Source organism: Serratia sp. JSRIV006 (assembly GCF_019968685.1).
GTDB lineage: Bacteria > Pseudomonadota > Gammaproteobacteria > Enterobacterales > Enterobacteriaceae > Chania > Chania fonticola_B.
On record NZ_CP074137.1, the window covers coordinates 1,154,673 to 1,174,079 of the forward strand.

General features: G+C 55.8%; 14 protein-coding genes, 1 tRNA gene and 1 pseudogene. 10 read left to right on the forward strand and 6 right to left on the reverse strand.

What is annotated here, in order from left to right; all coding sequences use genetic code 11:
- Complete coding sequence (locus tag KGP16_RS05210; RefSeq protein ID WP_021805643.1) at positions 1-1,287, reverse strand: PTS sugar transporter subunit IIC; 1,287 nt, start codon at positions 1,285-1,287, stop codon at positions 1-3.
- A gap of 178 nt (positions 1,288-1,465) precedes the next feature.
- Between KGP16_RS05210 and KGP16_RS05215 the strand changes: the two genes are divergently transcribed.
- Positions 1,466-2,338, forward strand: a complete 873-nt coding sequence (locus tag KGP16_RS05215; protein WP_223500913.1) for a hypothetical protein — start codon at positions 1,466-1,468, stop codon at positions 2,336-2,338.
- On the opposite strand, the gene yafC is transcribed toward KGP16_RS05215, so the two are convergent.
- The gene (yafC, locus tag KGP16_RS05220; RefSeq protein WP_021805641.1) at positions 2,335-3,225 is read right to left on the reverse strand and encodes a DNA-binding transcriptional regulator YafC; all 891 of its coding nucleotides are present in this window, start codon (positions 3,223-3,225) and stop codon (positions 2,335-2,337) included. The genes KGP16_RS05215 and yafC overlap by 4 nt on opposite strands.
- 105 nt (positions 3,226-3,330) lie before the next feature.
- Here yafC and KGP16_RS05225 point away from each other — a divergent pair, with 105 nt between their 5' ends.
- Together KGP16_RS05225 and KGP16_RS05230 are read left to right on the forward strand one after the other, a co-directional pair.
- Complete coding sequence (locus KGP16_RS05225; protein WP_021805640.1) at positions 3,331-4,506, forward strand: MFS transporter; 1,176 nt, start codon at positions 3,331-3,333, stop codon at positions 4,504-4,506.
- 250 nt (positions 4,507-4,756) lie between these two features.
- Positions 4,757-5,530, forward strand: coding sequence for an endonuclease/exonuclease/phosphatase family protein (locus KGP16_RS05230; RefSeq protein WP_021181971.1), 774 nt, complete (start codon positions 4,757-4,759; stop codon positions 5,528-5,530).
- A 55-nt stretch (positions 5,531-5,585) separates the two neighbouring features.
- On the opposite strand, the gene mltD is transcribed toward KGP16_RS05230, so the two are convergent.
- Positions 5,586-6,959 carry a murein transglycosylase D gene (mltD, locus tag KGP16_RS05235; RefSeq protein ID WP_223500914.1) on the reverse strand — a complete coding sequence of 458 codons (1,374 nt, stop codon included), beginning with the start codon at positions 6,957-6,959 and terminating at the stop codon, positions 5,586-5,588.
- Between the two features lie 71 nt (positions 6,960-7,030).
- Positions 7,031-7,786 (reverse strand): hydroxyacylglutathione hydrolase, encoded by a 756-nt coding sequence (gene gloB, locus KGP16_RS05240; RefSeq protein ID WP_218519821.1) that lies wholly within the window; start codon positions 7,784-7,786, stop codon positions 7,031-7,033.
- A gap of 43 nt (positions 7,787-7,829) precedes the next feature.
- Here gloB and KGP16_RS05245 point away from each other — a divergent pair, with 43 nt between their 5' ends.
- On the forward strand, positions 7,830-8,549 hold the full coding sequence (locus KGP16_RS05245) for a class I SAM-dependent methyltransferase (RefSeq protein ID WP_094983000.1): 720 nt from the start codon (positions 7,830-7,832) through the stop codon (positions 8,547-8,549).
- On the opposite strand, the pseudogene rnhA reads toward KGP16_RS05245, so the two are convergent.
- A pseudogene (gene rnhA / locus KGP16_RS05250) lies at positions 8,546-9,132 on the reverse strand (ribonuclease HI). The gene KGP16_RS05245 and the pseudogene rnhA overlap by 4 nt on opposite strands.
- Between rnhA and dnaQ the strand changes: the two are divergent.
- The 3 genes from dnaQ (at position 9,086) to KGP16_RS05265 (ending at position 11,700) form a co-directional block, all read left to right on the forward strand.
- Entirely contained in the window at positions 9,086-9,832 is a 747-nt protein-coding gene (dnaQ, locus tag KGP16_RS05255; protein ID WP_024483610.1) for a DNA polymerase III subunit epsilon, read from the forward strand. The pseudogene rnhA and the gene dnaQ sit on opposite strands and share 47 nt — an antisense overlap.
- Positions 9,833-9,986: 154 nt before the next feature.
- Positions 9,987-10,063 (forward strand) — tRNA-Asp (locus KGP16_RS05260).
- Between the two features lie 314 nt (positions 10,064-10,377).
- Positions 10,378-11,700 (forward strand): condensation domain-containing protein, encoded by a 1,323-nt coding sequence (locus KGP16_RS05265; RefSeq protein WP_223498953.1) that lies wholly within the window; start codon positions 10,378-10,380, stop codon positions 11,698-11,700.
- A gap of 43 nt (positions 11,701-11,743) precedes the next feature.
- Here the strand turns inward: KGP16_RS05265 and KGP16_RS05270 are convergent, their stop codons facing one another.
- Positions 11,744-16,099 (reverse strand): amino acid adenylation domain-containing protein, encoded by a 4,356-nt coding sequence (locus KGP16_RS05270; RefSeq protein ID WP_223500915.1) that lies wholly within the window; start codon positions 16,097-16,099, stop codon positions 11,744-11,746.
- A gap of 188 nt (positions 16,100-16,287) precedes the next feature.
- On the opposite strand from KGP16_RS05270, the gene fepB reads away from it, so the two are divergent.
- Genes fepB through KGP16_RS05285 form a run of 3 tightly spaced genes read left to right on the forward strand, consistent with a single transcriptional unit; the run spans position 16,288 to position 19,236 of the window.
- On the forward strand, positions 16,288-17,256 hold the full coding sequence (gene fepB / locus KGP16_RS05275) for a Fe2+-enterobactin ABC transporter substrate-binding protein (protein ID WP_223500916.1): 969 nt from the start codon (positions 16,288-16,290) through the stop codon (positions 17,254-17,256).
- A 1-nt stretch (position 17,257) separates the two neighbouring features.
- Positions 17,258-18,253 carry an iron ABC transporter permease gene (locus KGP16_RS05280; protein WP_209523807.1) on the forward strand — a complete coding sequence of 332 codons (996 nt, stop codon included), beginning with the start codon at positions 17,258-17,260 and terminating at the stop codon, positions 18,251-18,253.
- Positions 18,250-19,236, forward strand: coding sequence for an iron chelate uptake ABC transporter family permease subunit (locus KGP16_RS05285; RefSeq protein WP_094983006.1), 987 nt, complete (start codon positions 18,250-18,252; stop codon positions 19,234-19,236). The genes KGP16_RS05280 and KGP16_RS05285 overlap by 4 nt, the downstream gene beginning before the upstream one ends.
- Positions 19,237-19,407: the final 171 nt, after the last annotated feature.

Below are 19,407 nucleotides of genomic sequence, written 5' to 3' on the forward strand. Positions count from 1 at the left end.
TCAAACTCCTGATGTTTCGGCTGCGCGATATTGTTTGTCCAAAATGCGCAGGAAAGGCAGATAAAGCATGGCGCCGATCAGCAGGTTAACGATCTGCATCAGGCTGCCACTCAAATGGCCGGTCACGATAAAGCCACTGATCACCGGCGGCAGCGTCCAGGGGATAAATACCCCGGTGGTGACGGCGACGGCCCCCACCTTCATCGCCACGTATTGCACGGTAACCAACACCACCGGGACCAGGTTGAAGGGGATCAGCATGATAGGGTTCATGATCACCGGCAGGCCAAACAGGATCGGTTCATTAATGTTGAAGATTGAAGCCGCAGCCCCCATGCGACCTACTTCGCGGATGCTGTTGCTACGGGCAAAGAACAGAATGGCGATCACCAGCGACAGGGTGGCACCAGCGCCGCCCATCCAGATCATATCGAAGAACTGTTCGGTAACGATGTGCGGTGGCGTGACCCCGGCCTGGATAGCGGCGATGTTGTCGGTCTGGTTTTCCATCCACAGCGGGCGAATGATGCCGTTGACCATCGAACCGGAGTTGATCCCCACCGACCAGAGGATGGTGATACTCAATACCGTCAGCAGCGCACCGATATAGGAAGTGCCAAAGTGACGTACCGGCGTGGCGACTACGTTATAAATAAACTGATGAATGGTTTGGTAGCTGGTGTGTTCGAACAGAATACGGATCGCCAGCACCAGGATAATCACGAACAGCGCAGGCAGCAGAGCGGCGAAGGATTCCTGTACCGCCGGTGGTACGCCTTCGGGCATTTTGATAATCAGCTTGCGGCGCTTGAGGTAGCAGAACAGTTCGGTCCACAGCAGTGAGCCGATCATCGCCACAAACAGCCCCTTGCTGCCGATCCACTCGGTTGGGATCACATTGATATTGCCCAAGGCTTCTACCTTGATAAACGGCGTGAGGATCAGGAAGCACACCAGCGACAGAATACCGCTGGAGACGCGATCCTCGTCATAATGTTCCGCCAGGCGGTAAGCGGTAAGGAAACTGACAAACAGCGACATGGTGGAGAACACCGCGTTGAACGGGATCTCGATGATATTGCTCCAGCTGGCGCCAAACAGGCCTGCCATAAACTGCTGGTAACCCTGATTGGGGAATGACGAGATCACCAGCAGGATCGAGCCGACGATAATGAACGGCATAAAGGAAACATAGGCACCGCGGATGGCACACAAATGCCGCTGCTGTGCGGCCTTGGCCGCCAGAGGCATCAGCTTGGCTTCAAGAAATCCCAGAGCGTTGTTCATGGTAAACCCCGTAGGTATGCTTATTGGAGAAAACAGGTAAGGGTGGCGACTTATTAGCTGGGATTATCAGGGAATGGATTTTAAAGAAAGGTGAATCAGTTCACAGTGTGAGGTGAATTTATAAAATATCTCACAAGATTGGTTATGATAGAGCATCAATTCTAGTGTGGAGTCCACGATGGAAATCAAGCTGCATGCGAATGCGACCACCACCCCACGAGTGCGGCGTTATATCCAGCAATCGGATAAAAGTGACCGCTTATTGGCGCAGGAGCTGGGCATTTCCGTGGCGACGGTACGCCGTTGGCGGCAGCGCCAGGATGTCGCCGATCGCCATACGGTGCCCAAGACCCTTCGCAAGGCGCTGACGGATGAGCAAAGTTTGCTTATCAACTGGCTGAGACAAAAATTACAGCTGCCGCTGGATGAGCTGCTGGTGGTGGTGGTTCAGGGCATGCAACAGCCGATCTCCCGTGCAGGATTGGATCGCTATCTGCGCGGTGTGGGCCAACGTGGTGAGGCAGAAAATAGGGCGCTACGAGGTAAAAAGGCGGTGAAGGCTGGTGAACGGCCGGGGAATCTCGCTCTTTTTTATCAACGAATTAGCCTATCGGCCGAAGATGGCGGCGAGCAGCACCTCTTGTGGGCCGAAGAGAAGGTCAGCGGCTGGCTGAGTGCACGAGCCTTTGCGGGAGCCTCGCCGATGCTGGTGGTCAACTGGCTGAAGGAACTGTTACCGCACTGCCCAGGTGATATACAATCTCTTGAGACTGAAAATAAAAAGCTGTTCGGCAATCGCGAGTCTCAAACCCATCCCTTACAGCGATGGTGCCGGGAGCAGGGGATAACGTTGCAACAACCCGCGTTACCGCAAATGGAGATTGTGCTGCGGCTCGAAAGCCAACTGGCGCAGTTGCTACCAGCGGCGGAGAGCTCATCGCTGGATAACGTGTTGCAGGCGCTCTGTGCCAGCTATAACCAGCACTGGCCGCAGAAGAAGCTGGGTGGCCTGACGCCCACCGCATTCTGGTTGCAGCATCGGCCAGGTTAGTGGGGTGTCAGGCTTTCGCTAAGAAAGTCAATAAAGCTGCGCAGGCGGTTGCTTACGGCGCTGTCGCTGTAATAAACCGCATTCACAGGTATGGCAACCGGCAGCGTCTCCTTAACCAGGATCTGCACTAAATCCCCACGCTGAATATCCTCATCGATCATAAAGTTCGACAGACAGGCGATGCCGTTGCCATGCAGGCAAAGGTGGCGCTGTGTTTCTCCGCTGTTGGTAGTCAGCCCCGGTGTAATCTCCACCTGCCGGCCATCGGCGCAGGCTAATGGCCAGCGATTCAGGTTGGGCAGATCGTTGAAGCCGATGCAGCAGTGTTGCGCCAGCTCCTCTACGCTTTGCGGGGTACCGAACTGCTGCAGATAGGCCGGTGACGTCACAATTTTTCGATAGCTGGTCATCAGTTTGCGCGCCTTCAAGCTTGAGTCTGTCAGTTCCCCCACGCGGATGGCAATGTCGACCTTGCGCTCAATCAGGTTGATAAAGGTTTCTGAAGAGACCAGCGAGAGCGACATTTCCGGGTAGCGGGCACGAAACTCGCCAACCAACGGGGTCAGCACGTGCAACACGACCGGCGTTGCGGCATCCACGCGCAACAGGCCCTGGGGCCGCTGGCGGCTCTCCATCAGCGCATTTTCCGCCGCGGCCATATCGCTCAGGACTTTCTGCACCTGGCGGAAATAGTTTTCTCCCTCCTGCGTCAGGCTTATCTGGCGGGTGGTGCGATTGAGCAGCGTGACCCCCAGCTTACTCTCCAGCTTTTTTACCGTGCGGCTGACCACCGAGTTCGCCTGTTCCAAGTGCTCCGCCGCACGGCTGAAGCTACCGCATTCCACCACGGTGACAAAGGTGATCAGTTCATCCGAATTTGCCTTCATTGTTGCTCCATCAGCAAAATTTATTTGAAATTTTGAGCATTTTTATCATTTAAGCACAGGCAGATAATCACCGCTATCAACCCGAACGCTATTTTGGAGTTAGCAATGCCTCTCGCTTTACTTGCCTTGACCATCAGTGCCTATGCCATCGGCACCACGGAGTTTGTGATTGTCGGCTTGATCCCGACCATCGCCGAGCAGTTGAACGTCACCGTGCCGTCCGCAGGGCTGCTGGTGACCCTGTATGCCATTGGGGTGGCGATCGGTGCGCCGGTACTGACCGCTTTAACCGGCCGCGTGCCGCGCAAGATGCTGCTGGTGGGCCTGATGGTGCTGTTCACCCTTGGCAACCTGCTGGCCTGGCAGTCACCGAGCTATGAGTCACTGGTGGTTGCTCGTTTACTGACTGGCCTGGCGCACGGGGTGTTTTTCTCGGTGGGTTCAACCATTGCCACCAGCCTGGTAGCCAAAGAGAAGGCGGCAACGGCGATCGCCATCATGTTTGGTGGCTTGACCGTTGCGTTAGTGACAGGCGTGCCGTTAGGCACCTTTATCGGCCAGCACTTCGGCTGGCGTGAGACCTTCCTGGCGGTGTCGTTGATTGGCATAGTGGCGATTATTGCCAGCCTGATCCTGATCCCGAACAACATCAAGAACCAGGCCAGTGCCAGCATCCGCGATCAGTTGCAAGTGCTGACACACCCGCGCCTGCTGCTGATTTACGCCGTTACCGCGCTGGGCTACGGCGGGGTATTCACGACCTTTACCTTCCTGGCACCGATGATGCAGGAGCTGGCTGGCTTTTCGGCTCCGGCCGTCAGTTGGATTTTGCTGGCCTATGGCATAGCGGTAGCCATCGGTAACATTTGGGGCGGCAAGCTGGCCGACCGTCATGGCGCGGTGCGGGCACTGAGCTTTATCTTTGCCGCGTTAGCCGCTTTGCTGTTGGTGTTTCAATTTACCGCCAGCCACAGCACCGCCGCGCTGCTGACTGTAGTGGTGATGGGGGTATTTGCCTTTGGCAATGTCCCAGGCTTGCAGGTTTATGTGGTGCAGAAGGCCGAGCAGTACACGCCGAACGCGGTGGACGTTGCTTCAGGCCTGAATATCGCGGCTTTTAACGTGGGGATAGCATTGGGCTCCGTGATTGGCGGGCAGACCGTGGCTTCGCTAGGGTTGGCACAAACGCCTTGGATCGGTGCGCTGATTGTCGTGGGGGCGTTTTTACTGATTGGCCTCAGTGGCCGCTTGGATAAACAACACCCACGGCAGTTCGCCTGATCCCATCTTGTACCTTTCTTCTTGGCCCGCATTGGCGGGCCTTTGCGCATTCAGCGCGAACCTTTACAGACACATACACGGCATTGATTGAAATCGGCCCGCCTTGCCCCTATAACTGGATCTCTAAAAGCCATGTTGGCAGAGCCGCTCAGGCGTATACTGAATTGAGTCTTGGTAGCCAGGTTGCTATCAACGTGATTTTCATCCGAACGGGAAATAGGCGAATAACGTGCCGAAACGAACTTATGCAATGAGGTATGTTGCGGGCCAGCCAGTTGAACGGATTTTCCCTGGTGCCATCAATCAGCCGCTACCGCCCGGGGCCGCGTTGCCTACGTCTGGTGCGCTGCGGGTGATGGTATGGAATATTTTCAAACAGCAGCGTGCCGATTGGCTTTCGGTATTGAAAGACTTCGGTAAAGATGCGCAGCTGGTGCTATTGCAGGAGGCGCAGACCACGCCGGAATTGGTCAGCTTTGCCACCTCTAACTATCTGGCGGCCGATCAGGTGCCCGCCTTTGTGTTGCCGCAACACCCTTCCGGCGTGATGACGCTGGCGGCTGCACATCCGGTGTATTGTTGCCCGCTGCGCGAACGGGAGCCGCTGCTGCGTTTGGCCAAGTCGGCGTTGATCACCGTCTACCCTTTATTAGATGGCCAACTGTTAATGGTCGTGAATATCCACGCGGTGAACTTTAGCCTGGGAGTGGACGTTTACAGCAAGCAGCTTGGCCCGATTGGTGAGCAGATCGCCCTTCATCGGGGGCCGGTGATTATGGCGGGAGATTTTAACGCCTGGAGCCGCAAGCGCATCAACGCGCTGTATCAATTTGCCAGCGATATGGCGTTGCACGAGGTCAATTTCGCCGACGATCATCGCCGCAAAGCCTTTGGCCGCCCGTTGGATTTTATCTTTTACCGCAACCTGGGCGTTACAGAGGCCTCGGTGCTGGTGACTCAGGCCTCAGACCACAATCCGCTGCTGGTGGAGTTCCATTCGCAAACCGATCAACCGGTCTGGTAGCGAAATTTGACCAATAAAAAAGCATCCCGAGGGATGCTTTTTTTGTAGCGAAAACTTAGGTTTCCGGCGACGATTTGTTGCTGACAAACAGCGTCAGCTTCACACCAGGTTGCAAACTGCTGGCTTTGCCGAGCGTTGAGTTCCAACGCATCACGTCGTTAATTTCGACGCCGTGACGACGTGCAATGCTGGATAGCGAATCACCTTTACGCACTTGGTAGGTAATGCTGCTGTTATCTTTGGCATTGCTGGCCACTTGCAGGGTTTGCCCAACTTTCAGCGTGCTCTTGCCACGCAAATTGTTCCAACTCTGCAAATCGCTGGTCTTAACGTTCAGCCGTTTGGCGATGGTGGATAACGTATCGCCGGAACGAACCTTATACGCACTTCCGCCTGACAGGCCACTGTTCTTTGCCAACTGGGTGGTTGGTAATGTTGCAGCTATCTGTCCGTCGGCCAACGAGTCTTTCAACTGTGCGGCATTCTTTTTGGGAACCATGATGTAATGGGGCCCATTAGGTGCCGTAACGCCTTTCTTGTAGCCAGGGTTATAAGCCTTCATCTTGGTGAGAGAAAGCCCAGACATCTCTGCCGCCTGAGTCAGCTGGATCTGCTGCCCGACATCAATACGCGCCAGTGCACGGGTTTCGTCAGTTTTTGGCAACTTGACGCCGTACTTTTTGCTGTGCTTGATGATATCGCTCAGTGCCAGCATTTTCGGGACATAGATTGACGTTTCACGCGGAAGCGACAATGCCCAGAACTCAGTGGACTTACCCTGACGTTTATTCGCCTTAACCGCTTGCATGACTCGGCCTTCACCACTGTTATAGGCGGCGATGGTCAATAACCAGTCACCGTCAAACATGCGGTTCAAACGCTCCATCATGTTAAGCGCAGCGGCCGTCGAGGCCACAACATCACGGCGCCCGTCATACCACTGATTGTTTTTCAAACCATAATTGCGACCCGTTTGCGGCACGATCTGCCATAGCCCTGCGGCATTGGCACTTGACGTGGCGTGAGGGTCAAAAGCGCTCTCCACTATGGGTAGCAGTACCAGTTCCATCGGCATATTGCGTTTCTTAATCTGCCCGACTATCCAGTACATGTACGGCTCTGCCCGTAGTGTTACATCGTGGAGATAGCTCTTACTTTTTAAATATTTTCTTTTCTGTTCACGGATCCGGTCGTTTTCCGGAACCTCCATCTTCAGCTCGTCGCTAATGAAGTTCCACAGGTTCTGCTGAGCGGCGCTACTGTTACTGTCTAGCCACCGTGCCGAACTCGCTGTGTACTCTCCTGCTTCACTTTCTTGACCTGCCGAAGACAGACTCTGTGCATGCTGCTTTGGGGCCGGTGCATCCTTCCAGGATGACTGGCAACCTACCAGCAAGACCGAGGCGAGAAGTATCGCTTTAGCCTTCATGTGTGTGTCAATATAGTTGCTTAAAAGACGAGCAAGGATACTTTGCTTCGCCAAAAAACACAACTAAAAGCTTAGAAGGCATCCTTGCGCAGGCGTAATTCGGAAAAAACCGAATGAAGCTGGCTCGGTGGTGAGTTAAAGCCTATTTCCTTTTGTAAATCAGTGTCATGGCAGCGTAAAAATAGATTAATTTTACGCTCTAATTGCAACGTTGTGGGCAGGCTGGGTACTCCTTTTGCCCTTGATTGCTCAATTTGTTGCTGATATGTTTCAATTTGGCGGTCTTGCGGCAAAATTGTCCTGGCAAACTTAAGGTTTGAGAGCGTGTACTCGTGTGCGCAACAAATTAGGGTTTCGTCGGGAAGTTGCGCGAGCCGTTGAAATGAGTAGTACATTTGCTCTGCAGTCCCTTCAAAAAGCCGTCCGCAGCCCGCAGAAAAAAGCGTATCCCCACAGAAAAGATAAGGTGCACTGTAGAATGCCACGTGACCTAGGGTATGCCCGGGAACTGCGATGGTGGTGTAGCTACGCCCGCCAATTTCCAGGATATCGCCATCCTGAACCAACCGATTTGCTCCCTTATTAGCGGTTTCCTGAGGGCCATACACCAGCAGATCCGGATATTGCGCAACGATTTCCGCTACGCCGCCGACGTGGTCGTGGTGGTGGTGGGTTAATAATATGGCCTCGGGGGTGAGTTGCCGTTGGGACAACGCCGCCAATACCGGGCCAGCTTCGCCGGGATCGACGATCACGCAGCGCCCTTGCTGGTTAGCCAATAACCAAATGTAATTGTCCTGAAAAGCGGGAATGCTGATAAGATTCATGGAACACCTCTCGTTGGCAACGGCTTGAAAGAGATACTAAACCATGAAACCAGCCCAGACTCTAGAAAAGCTCACTAGCCCCTACTCCTGGGCCGGGTTGCCGTGGGGGGAATACTATCGTGAAGCGTTGGAGCAGCAGTTGCAGCCCTGGTGGCCCAAGATGTTTGGTTTCCATCTGTTGAAGATCGGCAATCTCAGCGCCGAGTTGGATAGCGAAAAGTGCGCCATCTCGCATCAGGTTAACGTGGGATTGGCCGGGGATAACCTGCATGTGCAGGCCGATCCTTATCAGTTGCCCTTTGCGGCCAAGTCCGTCGATGCCTGTCTATTGGCCCATACGCTCTCTTATGCCGATGACCCACACCGTTTGCTGCGTGAGGTCGATCGCGTCATGATCGACGATGGCTGGCTGGTGATCAGCAGTTTCAACCCTTTTAGCCTGCTAGGCTTGGGGAAGCTGATCCCCCGGTTGCGCAAACGCCAGCCTTACGTCAGCCGGATGTTTACCCAGATGCGCCTGCTGGATTGGCTCAGCCTGCTCAATTATGAGGTGTTGGATCAGACGCGCTTCCACGTGTTGCCTTGGCAGCGCAAGGGAGGGACTTTCTTGAGTACGCATTTACCGGCGCTTGGCTGTATGAGCGTGATTGTAGCCCGCAAGCGAACCTTGCCGCTGACGCCAACGCCGATGAAAGTCGGGGCAAGAAAGCACTCACTCAGCCGCGCAGTGGGCGCGACCAAGAGTTACCGCAAACTACCTTAAGCTTCGGGCTTGTAGCCAACGTCGTCCTGCGTCGGGTTGCCAGCTGCATCGCGTGCCAGCACGTCGCAACGTTCGTTTTCCGGATGCCCGGCATGGCCTTTGACCCATTCCCAACGGATGGTGTGGCGGGCAATCGCCAGATCCAGGCGCTGCCAGAGATCGACGTTCTTCACCGGTTTTTTGTCGGCGGTTTTCCAGCCGCGCTTTTTCCAGTTGTGGATCCAACTGGTGATCCCCTGGCGTACGTATTGGCTATCGGTGCTCAGCACCACTTCGCAGGGGTTGGTCAAGGCTTCGAGCGCCACAATGGCGGCCATCAGCTCCATGCGGTTATTGGTCGTCAGGTAATAACCCGCGCTGAACAGTTTCTCGTGCTGTTTATAACGCAAAATTGCGCCGTAACCGCCGGGGCCTGGATTACCAAGGCAAGAGCCGTCGGTGAAAATTTCTACCTGTTTAAGCATCTCTGGTAGACTCTTCCTATCAGTTTTATAAAAACCAAGTCTGACATAAACCAGCGCCATGAGCACAGCATTATGATCTCTACACCAACCAGACAGATCGTTCTCGATACCGAAACCACCGGTATGAACAAGCTAGGGGTTCACTACGAAGGTCACCGCATCATTGAGATCGGGGCCGTTGAGGTGATCAACCGCCGCCTGACCGGGCGCCACTTCCACGTTTACGTCAAGCCGGATCGGCTGGTGGATCCGGAAGCCTACGGCGTACACGGTATCAGCGATGAGTTCCTGGCGGATAAGCCTACTTTCGATCAGATCGCCGCTGAATTTATCGACTTTATCCGTGGTGGCGAATTAGTCATTCATAACGCCGCGTTCGATATCGGCTTTATGGATCACGAGTTCCGCATGTTGCAGCGAGATATTCCTAAGACGGATACCTTCTGCACCATCACCGACAGCCTGTTGATGGCGCGCCGCCTGTTCCCAGGCAAGCGTAACAACCTCGATGCGTTGTGCAACCGCTACGAGATAGACAACACCAAGCGAACGCTGCACGGCGCTTTGCTCGATGCCGAGATCCTGGCGGAAGTCTATCTGGCGATGACCGGTGGCCAGACCTCGATGGCTTTCCAGATGGAAGGGGACACCCAGCAGACGGATTCTGCCCAGGATATCCAGCGCATCCAACGCCCGGCAACGGCGATGAAAGTGATCTATGCCAGTGACGCAGAATTGCAGGCTCACGAATCACGTCTGGATCTGGTGCAAAAGAAGGGCGGTAGCTGTCTGTGGCGTGGTGGCGCAGCAGCCGAATAACGGCCTCGCAGGATAGAAATGGCGGTTAAGTGGCATAATCATTGCGTGTTCGTTGAAAAACTGTGCAAACGACTCTTTTTATAAGAAAAGACGTTGACGGAATGGCGAGGCAACCGTAATATTCGGCTCGTTCCCCCGCAAGAGGGAACGTTGCGGAGCGGTAGTTCAGTTGGTTAGAATACCTGCCTGTCACGCAGGGGGTCGCGGGTTCGAGCCCCGTCCGTTCCGCCAACATTCAGAAGCCCTGAGTTAGCAATAACTCAGGGCTTCGTCTCTTCTATTGTGCCATCTTCAATCCTTCCTCCCCTCGTTGGCTTTTGCTGAAAATACAGCAAAGATATTTCATTTTTTATTGATAATGATTACTATTTCCATTAATGGATGGGCTACTCATCCTGTCAGATCGAGCAAATTCTTCTTTTTATTTTCAGTGCTGAGCATGTCGTGAGCCACACATTGTTCTCTGGGATGAAGCAGGGCGTTCACCGGGTGGTGAATACAACGTCGCTGTTTCACAACACTGAAAAACTGAAAAGGGATGGAACATGTTGGAAACCGTTCAGTCAGTCCGTTGGTTGCCGCTGACACCGGCACAGTTTGATTTTTGGGAGGAGTTTAGCTTTCATCCGCATCAGCCCGTCTCTACCGTCGCCCACCGCATCACGCTACGCGGCGAGCTTGATGAACCTGCGTTGTTGGCGGCGTTGGAGCAGGTTGTTGCTGAAACCGATGTTTTTACCATCCAGTTTCAACTGGCTGACAATGACGAGCTACCGTTGCAGCGCTGCAATCCCCAACGGCGTCCTCGGGTACACCTGATTGAGTTACAACAGACCGACGTTGCCGAATCGATAATGCAGGCCGACATCGAGCGCCAGCTCAATTTACTGAGCCAGCCTTTGGCGGTCGTCTGGTTGATCCGCTTTTCACCTTCGCATTACACCGTTTATATTCGGGCGCATCACATCATTATTGATGGTTTCGGTATGGCGCTGATCGAACATCGCCTCGCTGAGCTTTATCGCGCCCGCCTGCAAAAAACCACCGCTAGCCAACCTTTCCATGCATTTTATGATTTTCTGGCTGAAGAGCAGCACTACGCCAGTAGCGAAAAATCGCGGCAGGATGCCGAGTATTGGCGCCGGTATGTTACCGATGGGCCTTCGCTCCCGGTTCTGCAAAAGGGAGGGGAGGACTACGGTGCGGAGTGTCTGCACAGCGAAGCGGTACTGCCTGAACATTTTAGCCAGCAGTTGAGCGCCTTTTCCGAGCGCTGCGGTACAGGTTGGCCGGATTTGCTATTGGCACTTTCCGCTGCCTGGCTGACGTTTCGGCTTTATGGGGAGAATAAGGCTGAAATACAGCCAATCTGGGTGCCCGTCATGAACCGCCGTGGCAGGGTGGCCGCCAGCGTCCCGGCGTTGGCGGTGAATATTCTGCCGTTGTTTGTTCATGTCGAACCACAGGAGAAGGTTGTGGACTACGTCAAACGCACCGCGAAAACGTTACGCGACCTGCGTGCTCACGGGCGTTATCGCATTGAGACCCTGGCCGCCGATCAAGGGTTGGGAAAAGGAACTCGTTACTTTTTCTCTCCGTTGATCAACGTACTTCCCTTCGATCCTCCGCTGTTTGCAGGCTGTGAAGCAGAGCGCGAAGTCATGGCGAGCGGCCCAGGGGATGGCTTTAACATTACCTGGCGTGGCCGAACGGATGCTAGCGAACTGCATATCGATATTGACGCCGATCCTGCGATGTATGCTTCCCTGAACGTCGAGGAGATGTTCACCCACCTGCACAGCTTCCTGAGTAGGGCGATGATGCCCGAAGCGTGGCAGCAGCCGGTTTACCCACTGCTAAACCAGTAAGATCTTCCGCCAACGGGCTGGCCCGCTGGCGGAGATTGGCTTTTTATTGCAGCAGAGAGCAAACCTCTTCGGCGTTTTTGCACTTAATCAAGGCCGCTGCTGGCAGTGAAACGCCGAGTTCCACGCTTATCCTCTCCCTCAGCGTTGGCATATGGCTGAGTTTCAGACCCATGGCAAGAAACGGGGTCTGCGGATGCCATTCAGGCCGCAGCGGCTGACCCATTACGGCGCAGTAGATTGCCAGCACCGTTTGTTGAGGTGTCACCGGGGCGGCGAGCGTTGCCGAATGAGATTGCTCCAGCTCGGTACGCAGCGCATGGCGATCGATTTTGCCATTTGCCGAGAGGGGAAAGCGGGTTTGCACTATGAAGCGGCCAGGAATGTGAGTACAGGGCAAATAGCGCTGCGCGAAGATACGCAGCTCCGACGTGCTCGGCGGGACTTGATTAGCGGACAGATAGACCGCACCCAGCGACTTTTCTGGCGTATCGTCCACCGCGTAGTCGAGCACCACAATATCCTCGATGGCTGGATGCTGGCGCAACGCCTCCTCGATTTCCGGCAGTGAAACCCGTACGCCGCGAATTTTAACGTAGCCATTAATGCGGTTGGCAAACATGATGACGCCGTCAGGCCGGTAATAGCCAATGTCTCCGGTACGGAACGTTCGCTCGCTAAGGCCATCTGGAGTCATCACGTCAACAAAGTCGTGCTGCACCAACGCCCCATGTTCCAGATAGCCACAGGCCAGATTGGCCCCGGCAGTGTGGATGCGCCCAGCAACGCCGCTAGGGCAATGTTCACCGCTGTCATGACAGATAAAATACTGAGTGCCAGCCAGCGGCTTACCATAGGGAATTTGCGTCGTGTCGCTAGCGGTGATCTCGTGCCAGATGCTCCAGATAGTCGTTTCCGTAGGGCCGCCGAGTGAAATCAGGCGCAGATGAGGATACCTTGAACGCAATAACCGGATGGTGGCGGGCTTAATGTAATCGCCGCCCTGGGCCACTAGCCGCAGGGAGGAGAGCTGTTCTGGCGTTGCGCAGTCCAGCAACATTTCCAGGATCGCTGGCACAGAGCACCACAGCGTGATCCGGTGTTGTGCCACCAGGCGGCCCCAACTGATGGCGTCTTTTTCCTCATGCCTGGCTGGCAGCACCAGCGTTGCGCCCACGCTGAGTGAGGCAAACACGTCAAACACCGACATATCGTGGTGCAGCGGCGTCACCGAGATAAAGACATCTCGCTCGGTGATCTGCCAGTGAGCGAGGGTTTGCCCAATCACGTTGGCCGTTGCCCGATTATTCAGCACGACGCATTTCGGTTTGCCCGTGGTGCCGGAGGTATATAGATAATAGGCGGGGTGGGAGCTGTCGCTTCGAGCGTCAAAACGAGGTGGGCTGACGTTGATGGATTTGAGCGCATCAGGCATGACCGAGCCTGGGATTACGGCGTCTTCATCGCATATCACCAGCTTGGGTTGGCAATTTTCCAGTAAATACGCCGTCCGTGCCGTAGGAGAATTAATATCTATCGGCACCCGGATAATCCCTAACAGGGAGCAGGCTAGTGAGATAGCGATATGCTCCAGGTTGCGTGGAAGATAAATGGCCACCACGCTCCCCGGCTCCAACTGGCGCTCGAGCAGTCCGTTGGCCATGCTGGCGACGAGCTCACCCAGCGCCTGCCAGCGCAATTGTTGTTCGCCGCAGATAACGGCCACCCCATCACGAGAGCCGGAAAACAGATTTTTTGCGATGTGGCCTAGAAAATCGTTGCTCACGGCGTCGCTGGCGGGAGTGTTAGTCCGGTAATGTGGGTAATTCATCGTTTCGCGGACGGGGATATCCAGCGACCCCTGAGAGACTATATGCAGCATGCGCTGGTGGATTGCGTTCAGCATAGCGCTGACCTGTTCGGGCGCGAGAGCCTGCTCAACATAGTCGGCAATCATCAGTAAATTGCGCTGCTCATCGTACATTAGGCGAATATCCAACGCGACCTGCGGCGTTTGGGTCAGACCGCTTTCGGCACGGATTGGCGCGTTGGCCGGTAGCGTTTCCCAGCCCAGGCAGTTGGTCAGGATCACCGGCAGCGCGGGGGCACGCGCGGTTCGCGGTGACAACTGGCGAGCCAGATCCACACCTGACCAGGCAAGGTTTTGCAATCCGCCAAGAATGTCTTCCTGCAGACGTTGGGCATTCTCGCCTAACGGCCGACAATGTCGGACGTAGTGAATGGCAATAAATGTCGAACGATTGGTGGGTTGCCCCTCTTTGGCCGGGAAGGCAACGGGGATGCCTACCGTGAGCGCTTCATCTTCCGACCAGAGCGCCAACGTGTCGAGCACGATAGCCGACAGAGTGGTGTTGGCAAACAGTCCCCGGGATGTGCCAAGGCGGGTGAGCTGCTTCAGGTGGCTGGCATCCAGAATTTGTTGTTCACGCCGCCAGCGGGGATGCACGATCTCGCCCAAAGGTTGCTGCCAGGGAAGCCGGGAAGGGGTAACGACCTGCGCCAGCTTGTCTTGCCACCAGGCTTTTGCCCGTTCCCGTTCTTTTTCATCTACTTCGTTCGGTGTTGCGTCATGTTCAAGTGCGGCAAGCGGCTGTTCATCAAATAGCCGGGCGACGATATGCGAGATCCCTTGGCCGTCGAGGATCAGCGCATCAAAGCTGGTGAAAATCTGGTACTCGGTGGCGCCAGGCAAGGTAATCAGAATGATCCGCCAAGGAGGTGACGACGGATCGTGGCGGCTCTGTTGGTAATGCTGCCGCAGCTGTTGCACTTTTTTAGCCGCGTCTGCTTCACTGGCATCGCGCAGGTCGATCTCTTCCAGGTGAGGTTCCAGCTCAGGCAGAATGTGCTGCTGCTGTGTTTCCTCGTCGATCCAGGTGCGTAACGCGGCGAAGTGATTAACCAACTCTGCCAGCCGACGGCGGAAGTGCGCAGGATCGATGACCCCCCTAAAGGTCCTGAAATCGTGCATGGCAACGCCACCGAGCGGCCATTGCTCGCCGCTTCCCAGCAGATAAGCCTGCTGGAGCGACGTTAATGGTTTCCCCATTCGCTTCTCCTTTTGCCGTACTGCCGCTGGCGGTGCCAACCAGCCGGAAACGCTGTCATCAATGTGTTGCGGTGCCGCTGCCAGACGTTCGGCGAGCGTGTGAAAACGCGTAAAGAGCTGATGCAGTTGGCCGGGGGGGAACGCATCTTCACGCACATCCCAGTTGATCAGAATTTCATCGCCAATCCAGGCTACCTGCGCGTCCAACGCGACCTGCGGCCCCTGAGAGATGACCCACGCCAGTTCACCCAATTGCCCGCCGACCCGCCCAGAGAACAGCACGCCACCGGAGATACCGAACCCGGCGGTAAAGACGATGGGGGAGTATTGCAACTGGCCACGCAGGCGCGAAAGATCGCGCATCACGCTCACCCCGGAATAGCCGCCGTGGCCAAGGATTTCGTGCAGCTGCGTCATGGTGCGTTGGCAATAATGCAGCAGCGTTTCATCGGGGCGCAGCCCGGCGCTGAACAACAACAGATCGGAAAAATCACCGACGATGTCGTCACCGCCCGCAATCTTGGGAGCGCGGAAAAAGGTCGGTACGTTGATGCGCAACGCGGGCTGCCTGAAACCTTCCATCATCGTCAGGCTGAACAAAGCAAGGAAAAGCGAGCTTAACGTCAGATGGTGGTGACGTGCGCAGCGCTGCAAGGCATGGCTGATTTGGGGATTAAGCTGGATTGCCATCCTGCGGGTTTGACAATGCCTGTCCGTATAGGGAATGGCGGGAGCTGGGGGGATGTCCGGTAAACGTTGCCGCCACCAGGCGCGATCTCGCTCTCTGGCGCTAAGCAGCAGCGGATCGTGGGTACGCTGTGCCAGATAGCGAAACCAGGCGACCTCCATCACTGGGGTGCACTGCGGCGGTGGTTGTTGGTAGAAGCGGGCGAGATCTTCCACCACGATACGAAAGGAGAGGGCGTCCGCGGCGATCATATCCAGATCGATATGCAGCCGGCTGGCCTGCCCTGGCAATATCGTAAGGCTGATTTCGCAAGGGTAGCCTTGATCGCGCAGCAACTGCTGGTTCTCCATGCGCCGCCGCTTGCCAGCCAGTAATCGTTGTACTTCGTCTGGTGGGTAATGACAAAAATCATCGATACCCAGTGGTGGATGACTGGCAACTACATGCTGTAGCCCCTCTGCGGTGACATGAAGACGCAGCATTGGGTGCGTGCGATAGAGTGCGTCCACAGCCTGCCGAAAGCGGGGGATATCGGTGATGGTGCCATCGAATTCTGCGTACAAATGCGCGGCAACGCCGCCTAATGCCTGCGCAGAGTGCCTGCCTACCCATGAAGCTGCCTGCATTGGAGTCAATGATTTCATCGCATATCGTTCCTGATTGGCCAACGGAAGCCGCCTAACTATATAACAGAGCTTAATGCGAATGAAAATTATTCTTTTTTGTGTTGTTGGCGATACATTGAGCAGGGTAAGGTTATGCGAGGCACATAAGTTCACTCCGTGGCCACTGAGATGGCACCTCGGGGTTATGCATAGGGAGCAAGCAGAAGATGAGGTTGTTACCGGGTAAACGTCGTCATCCCGTGTTGGGGTTTTTATTATTACTTGCCTTGCTGATGGGCAGCGGGCATGGTTTGGCCCAAGGTTGGCCCAGGGCGTTTCACAACGCGGATGGCTCCGTCACTCAGATCCCGGCCCCTCCTGGCCGCATTCTCTCTACCTCCGTCAGCGTCACCGGAACGCTACTGGCGATCGATGCTCCGGTTGTCGCCAGCGCGACGGCGGTGAACGGCCAGTTCTTTGGGCAATGGGACAAGGTGGCCGAGCAGCGCCACATCGCTAAAGTCTGGCCCGCGGGCAGTATCGATCTTGAACTGGCCTATGCCATGGTCCCCGATTTGATCGTCGTCTCAATCAATGGCGCAGACTCATCGCGCGCCCATTTGGCTGAGCTACGGGCCATTGCGCCGGTCATTATCGTGAATTATGGCAATCAGACCTGGCAAGCTCTTGCCCGTGAGCTGGGAGCCGCACTGGGGCTTGAGGCTCAGGTTGAACAGCGGATCGGCGGTTTTGACGCGCTGCTGACCAACGCCCGTCAGCAAATCCACCTGCCTGACGGACAAGCCAATATTATCAATTTTAACGGCCCGGGAACGGTCAATCCCGTGGCGACACCGGCCAGCGTGCATGCCCGTTTACTCGAGTCATTAGGGTTTTCTATCGAAGCGCCAAACCCGGCCTGGCAAAGCAATCTCACCCGCTCCGGTGACTTTATCTGGGCTGAATATGAGAATCTGACGCAGTTAACGGCGGGCACCACGTTTCTGTTGAGCGCAGGCGGCGTCAGGATTAACGAGTTTCTGCATGACCCGCTGCTTCAGCGCTTACCTTCGGTACAACAACACCGGGTTTACAGCCTTGGCGCGCATGCGTTCCGGGTGGATTACTACAGTGCCAGTGAGATGGTGGCAGACATTGTCCGCCATTTTGCCGGTAGCCCAACGCAGGAGCGGTGAAATGCGTGTCTGGCGACTGGCTGGCCTGATCCCTGGCCTGTTTTTACTGCTGGCTCTCGGTGGCTTCAGCCTCTATTTCGGCGCTCGCCCCATTCCTCCAGCAGTGATTTGGCAGGCGCTCACGCAGTTTGATCCACACAATAGCGAGCATTTACTGGTCTGTTATCTACGGCTGCCGCGCACCTTATTGGCCGTGGTGGTTGGAGCGGCTCTTGGCGCGGCTGGCGTCATCATGCAGACGCTCACCCGTAATCCTCTGGCGGATCCCGGCCTGCTCGGTGTGAATGCCGGTGCCACGTTGGCGATCGTCCTGTCGATCGCGGTGTTTAATGTGGCGGATGTCTTTAGCACTATGTGGTTTGGCGTGGCCGGTGCGGCGATAGTCAGCATTGCGGTGTTGCTGGTTGGTGGCATCGATGGCAATAACCCGGTAAGGATTGTGCTGGCCGGGGCTGCATTGACCATTGTGCTGCTCAGCCTGACTCAGCTCGTCATTATCAACAGTGAACCAGAAGCGTTCGATCGCTTCCGGCACTGGGTGATTGGATCGTTACAGGGAAGAGGGTTCGACGTACTGCTCCCGGTTGCCATGCTGGTGGGCGTGGGGCTGTTGCTGGCGCTGGCCAGCAGCAAAATGCTGGATATTGCGGCACTCGGCTCGGATGCCGGCCTGGCGCTCGGCGTTAATCCGCGCTGGCTGGTGGTGATGTCCGCTCTGATTATCGTGATACTGGCCGGTGCAGCCACGGCGGCGGCTGGGCCAATCGTTTTTGTTGGCCTGACCGCACCGCATTTTGCCCGTGCCGTTGCCGGATTGCAGCATCGCGCGCTATTGCCCTGGGCCATGCTGTTTTCCGCCATGCTGGTGTTGTTGGCCGATATTCTGGGGCGCATCGTCGGCTATCCCGGTGAAGTCAGCGTTGGCGTCATGGTGGCGCTGATCGGTGGCCCCTGTTTTGTGTTGCTGGTGAAACGTTGGCAGGGGGGGCGGGTATGAGCGTTAACAGGACGGTGCTGGTATGCCTGGTTTTGGCCTCTTTGCTGCTGGTTGCTGCCGCTTTCGCTCTGACGGTGGGGCGCTTTACGTTGCCGGTATCGAGCGTGCTGCAAGCCATCGCGGGGGAAGGAAATCCCATGGCGCAGCAAATTGTCAGGGCGATCCGCCTGCCGCGCGTGTTGACGGCGGTTTTAGTCGGGGGCGCCTTGGGCATCTCCGGGGCGATTTTTCAGTCCGTATCGCGCAATGCGCTTGGATCGCCAGACGTCATTGGCTTCACCACCGGTGCGGCAACCGGTGCGATTGTGCAGATTGTCCTGCTCAACGGTAACACCGTAGCGATCGTGCTGTCGGCCATAGCCGGGGGGCTGGCGACGTCGCTGCTGGTCTATTGGTTAGCCCATCATCACGGCGTGGTGAAGGGATACCGCCTGATATTGATGGGCATTGGCGTCGGTGCGGTACTCAGTGCCCTCAATGGTTTGCTGCTGGTTAAAGGTGATATTGATAACGCCGTGATGGCCACTTTATGGCTGGCGGGAACCACACAGGGGCGCAACTGGCTGCACGTTATCCCGGTGGCCAGCAGCATCGCGTTGTTATTGCCGGTGGTGCTGATGTGTGCCAGGGAGCAGAACATCATGACCATGGGGGATGAGGTAGCCCACCAACTGGGTGTCCGTGTCGAACTCACCCGCAAGATTATGACGTTCTGCGGCGTGATTTTGGCTGCGGTAGCAACTAGCGCGGCGGGGCCGATTGCCTTTATCGCACTTATGGCACCACAGTTGGCAATACGCCTGACACGCAGTCCAAACCTGCCGGTGGTCAGTGCGGGTCTGGTGGGCGGCTGCCTGTTGTTAGGGGCCGATATTGTCGCCCAGATACAGCCATCAGGGCTGATGATGCCGGTAGGATTAATGACAGGAGTGATAGGTGGCGGGTACTTGCTGGCTCTGTTACTGCGTGGCGGCTGTCGCTAAGGCTAAGGGATGGCTGTCGCAAATGTGATCAAATTGATTTGCATTCAATATTGTAAATGATTATCGTTTGTGGCTGTTGGCTAGCTTGCTGTAATGACTCCCCTATTTCAAGCTTTGGGGGGGGCGCGGTATTACACGCAGTTATTAAGTGGAAAACTAATCATAAGGTCG